4 protein-coding genes and 1 pseudogene are annotated in these 4235 nt (G+C 71.6%); 2 read left to right on the forward strand and 3 right to left on the reverse strand.

From position 1 onward, the window contains the following. Positions 1-88: 88 nt before the first annotated feature. Positions 89-406 carry a hypothetical protein gene (locus ABT300_RS41960; protein ID WP_351687843.1) on the reverse strand — a complete coding sequence of 106 codons (318 nt, stop codon included), beginning with the start codon at positions 404-406 and terminating at the stop codon, positions 89-91. Positions 407-639: 233 nt separating this feature from the next. Between ABT300_RS41960 and ABT300_RS41965 the strand changes: the two are divergent. Next, positions 640-891 (forward strand): annotated as a pseudogene (locus ABT300_RS41965) (FAD-dependent oxidoreductase); the annotation flags it as partial. A gap of 115 nt (positions 892-1006) precedes the next feature. On the opposite strand, the gene ABT300_RS41970 reads toward ABT300_RS41965, so the two are convergent. Both ABT300_RS41970 and ABT300_RS41975 read right to left on the reverse strand, forming a co-directional pair. Then, positions 1007-1411 (reverse strand): hypothetical protein, encoded by a 405-nt coding sequence (locus ABT300_RS41970; RefSeq protein WP_351687845.1) that lies wholly within the window; start codon positions 1409-1411, stop codon positions 1007-1009. Positions 1412-1554: 143 nt separating this feature from the next. Then, a complete protein-coding gene (locus ABT300_RS41975) occupies positions 1555-2862 on the reverse strand; it encodes an NlpC/P60 family protein (protein ID WP_351687848.1) in 1308 nt (435 codons plus the stop codon). Between the two features lie 665 nt (positions 2863-3527). Between ABT300_RS41975 and ABT300_RS41980 the strand changes: the two genes are divergently transcribed. After that, positions 3528-4082, forward strand: coding sequence for a GtrA family protein (locus ABT300_RS41980; protein ID WP_351687851.1), 555 nt, complete (start codon positions 3528-3530; stop codon positions 4080-4082). The last annotated feature ends 153 nt before the right edge of the window (positions 4083-4235 follow it).

Here is a 4235-nt window from a genome sequence, read left to right on the forward strand (position 1 = left end):
GGTCCGGTCTGCGCCGTCTCCGCACCGGCCCCCGGGACTTCCGTACCGAAAGCGCCTCATCGGTCCGGCGGGCGCTCTCGGGACATGCCTAGATCCCGGAGTCGATGCCCGTGACGACCGCCGGCCCCAGCGGCGCGCTGGTCTCGTCGAGTCCCACGTCGTGCAGGGCCGAGTCCGCGAGCCGGCGGGCGTCCTCCTCGGCGTGCGTGGCGCTGTCCGCCTCGACGGCGAGCCGGATGGTGAACGTGTCGTCCTCGTTCACGGTGAGCGGGTCGAGGTCCTGCGCGTCTCCCATCCGCGTGCGATGCGGATCGGCGGGGCGCAGGGCGCGGCCCAGCCGCACCCGGGCGTCGTGTCCGACGCCGGCGGTGAAGGTGCCGGGCACGGTGATCACGTACGTCGTCATGATGATCCCTTCCTCGTTTCACCTTCCCCTACCCCGTGGCGCCGCGGACACGATCTCCGGCAGCCGTCGCCGACATCCGCCCGGTCACCGGCGGACACACCCTGAACCGGACTCGCACGCCAGGGGCGTCGGTCGGCATGTCCGCCGTGCGGGATGCCTTCGAGGCGTACGGGGCGCCGTCGACCGCTTCGAACCACTGCCTGCGCGTCCGCCGAGCGCCGGGAGGGGCGATGGTGCCCCGTACCTACGACGTCATCGTGCTGGGTCTGGGGGGCATGGGCAGCTCTGCCGCACACCACCTCGCCCGGCGCGGGGAGCGGGTGCTCGGCCTGGAGCGTTTCGAGCCCGTCCACGCTCTCGGCGCCAGCCACGGCGGCTCGCGCATCTACCGGCAGGGCTACGCCGAGGGCGCGGCGTACGTGCCCCTGCTGTTGCGCGCCCGTGAGCTCTGGGACCGGCTGGCCGCGGAGTCGGGGCGCGACGTGTTCCTGCCTACCCGGGGCCACGGCCCACCCCGTCGCACTCTTCGACGCCCGGCGCGACCGTGCCGCGTCCGACTGAGACAGCGCCGTTCGACGGGGAGGGCCGGCGGCCGTCTCGTCAGCAGCGCCGCAGGCCGTACCTGCTCGGGTCGGCGTCGAACCAGCTGGGAGTGAACACCCAGTCGGCCGGCACGTAACCCTCCCTGCCCTCGCTGATCCAGTCGGGCACCGTGCGGTACCAGGTGGTGTTCCCGCCGCCGTGCAGTCCGCCCGTCGACCAGCAGGTGAAGTAGCTGAACGTCGACTTCAGCAGGCCGTTGAAGGGGCTCTCGTGGAACGGCTGGAGCCGGGTCGGTGCGTCGCCGCGGTTGCCGCACCACAGCCGGCCGTCGTGGGCCCGGACGCCGCACTCGGCGGCCGCCGCCGACGGAGCCGCCTGCGCGGAGGGGGCGGCCGCGGTTCCGGCCAGCACGGTGGCCAGCGCGGTGGAGATCATGGCTGCTTTGACGTGTTTCCCGAACATGTTTCTCCTTCGTTCTCGATGTAGTGGCAGGCGTGCGTTCTCGATGCAGGGCAGGGCGTGCCCGACAGCAGTCAGGCACGCCGTCGAAACCGGTTACGCGTGGTGACCTGTGCCGTGGACGGCGTCGCCACGCGGAGACGGAGTCAGAACCAGCCCGTGCAGACGATCGAGCCGCCCTTGCCGTTGGTGCCGCAGGCACGCATCACGAGGCCGTTGTCGTTCCACTGCGTGGTGTACGCGTCGCCGCCCGAGGTGACGGTCGTGTAGCCGAGCATCGGCTCCCAGGTGTCCCCGCCGTTGTTGCTGCGATCGACCCAGATCTCGTCGCCGACCGTGCCGCCGACGATGCGGCCCCAGGCGCAGGCGGTCGTGCTGTTGTAGCGCAGCTCGACGGTGCGGCCGAACACGGTGGCGGACTTGGCAGTCCACGCGCCGGCGGAGTCCGGTGGGGTGCCGTCGCCGCAGGAGGTGTTGGAGGAGGCGCCCTCCAGCGTGCCGCCGATTCTCGAGTACTCCCCGCACGACGGCACACCAGGTGTGATCGCCGGGCCCTGGAGGAAGAGGTTGCTGATCCAGCTGCGGTAGTCCGGCAGATAGGTCCAGACGTTGTTGACCATGCCGTCCACGGTGGCCCGTTCTCCCACGCGCTGGCACAGTGCCCGTACGGCGACGGAAATGCCGTTGTTGATGGTCCAGTTGACGCCGCCGCTGCTGCCGGTGGTGGAGTCGTTGCGCAGGTTCGGCTGACCCCAGGTCTTCACCTGCTTGCCGTGACCGTCGTACTCCCACACCGGGAAGACGCCCGGGACCTCGGGCCGCAGCGCACCCTGGTAGGAGGCCCAGGGGATGTCGGAGACCCTGACGACCTGGGTCGATTCGGGCGCTTCGAGTCGCTTGCCGTTGCCGAGGTAGAGGGCGACGTGGCTGAGCCCCTGACCGAAGTACATGATGTCGCCGGGCAGCAGCGCGGCCTCGCCCTGCGCCTTGGTGAGCCTGGTGTGCGCATAGCCCGGGTTCTGCCAGGTGGACTGCGTGGTGCGCTCGCTGATGATGTCCTGGCGCGTGGCCTTGTACCAGGCCCAGCGCACGAGGCCGATGCAGTCGAAGCTCCAGTACGTCGGATCGTTGATCGAATCGATCGGGTCGTCCGTGTCCAGCATGCCCTGGCTGGGGCCGGGCAGGCCCCCGGCGTGGCCGCCGCCCCAGGCGTACATCCAACCGACGTAGCGGCAGGCGACGTTGACGGCGTCCTGAGCGGCGATGCTCGCTCCCGCCTTCAGCGGCGCACAGGTGTCGGCGGCCGGTGCGGTCGGTGCCGCGCTCGCCGGCGCCGCTGTGGGCAGGGCCAGGCAGGCGACGGCCACGGCGGCGGCGAGCAGCATCCGCAGCGGTCGGAAGCGGCGGTGCGGTGTTCCGTCGCGGTAGCGGTCGCGTTGTCTGTGTCTTCTCATGTCGTTTCCCGTCTCTCCGGCCGTGCTCGGTCGTCGCAGGGCCGGCCGGCCTTGTGCTGTCGGCGTGGGCGAGGCGACCACGGCGTTGGGTCGACGCCGTGGGGAGGGTGCCCGACAGCAGCCTGCTCGCGGTGCGGCCGTCTCGTCGACGCACAGGAGTTGCCCGCCCGGACGGGCAACGGGAAACCCTCGGGAAACCCAGGTGAGCAGCGCGTTCACCGGAGATCGCTGGTGACCGGGACGGGCACGCGGCGCGGGCCGAGCGCTCGCGGGCCGTGTGCTCGTGGGCCCCGGTCGACCGGCGGCTGTCGTCGTGCCGCATCCCCGTCGGCTGCCGCGCTCGAGCACGCCTTCGGTGAGACGCGAGTGGGTTCGGCTTGGGTGGGACCGGCGAGGGACCTGCCCGCTCTCGCCGGACTCCTCGGCGTAGCGTTCATCTGCGCTCGTTGCAACGGACAGAAAGGAGGGAGGGTTGCGTTAGTGCGGCGTCATTGCAACATTTTCATCACGTTCACCTGGGTGTGTAGCTCTCTCTTGCGGTAAATCAGTTGCCGCAACAATGAATGCAACGTAGCGTTTCCGATATGAGGAACGAGGGGGCAGGGGCTGTGAGGGCCGGGAAGCGCGCGTTACGCGACCGTGATCGGGCGACGGGGAGAGGGGTCGTGGGGACAGGGCAGAGCGGGCCGCGGGGGGCGTCCGGCGCCTTCGCCTCCTTCGCCCGCTTCGTGCTCTGCGGCGGCGGAGTGGGGGTCGCCTCGAGTTTCGCGGTGGCGGCGCTCGCCACCTGGACGCCCTGGGTTCTGGCCAACGCCTTGACCACCGCGGTTTCCACGCTCCTCGCCACCGAGCTGCACGCCCGGTTCACCTTCGGCGCCGGCGGACACGCCACGGGACGGCAGCATGCGCAGTCGGCCGGATCCGCGGCGGCGGCGTACGCGGTGACCTGCGTGGCGATGTTCGTGCTGCAGCAGTCGGTGACGACGCCCGGTGCGGTGCTCGAACAGGTCGTGTACCTCTCCGCCACGGGACTCGCCGGCGTCGCGCGGTTCGCGGTGCTCCGCCTCGTGGTCTTCGCACGCTGCCGTTCAGCGGCCGCGGACCCCACGAGCGGCGGCGTGCGAGGCGTCGACACCGCCGGTGCGGCGCGTCCCGTGCACCCGGCAGCCGCTCGCGGCGCGTCCCCGACCGACCCGGCGACGCTCTGCCGGGCGGCCTGACCGTCAGCCGGAGAGCGTGCGTCCCCCGCCGGCGTCCGTGCCGGTCGCGCGGCGCCCGCCCTGGGGCGGACGAGCCGAGGCGAACGCCGTGGCGAGCCCGTCGGCCAACGACGCCGACGCGGGGTGGGGATCTCGACGCGGTGTGATCGTGTA

Source organism: Streptomyces sp. NPDC001027, from assembly GCF_040299045.1.
Lineage (GTDB): Bacteria > Actinomycetota > Actinomycetes > Streptomycetales > Streptomycetaceae > Streptomyces.

Excerpts from the sequence above, each read along its gene's own strand:
- ABT300_RS41960 (WP_351687843.1), bottom strand. The coding sequence starts at position 406 with ATGACGACGTACGTGATCACCGTGCCCGGCACCTTCACCGCCGGCGTC.
- ABT300_RS41970 (WP_351687845.1), bottom strand. The coding sequence starts at position 1,411 with ATGTTCGGGAAACACGTCAAAGCAGCCATGATCTCCACCGCGCTGGCC.
- ABT300_RS41975 (WP_351687848.1), bottom strand. The coding sequence starts at position 2,862 with ATGAGAAGACACAGACAACGCGACCGCTACCGCGACGGAACACCGCAC.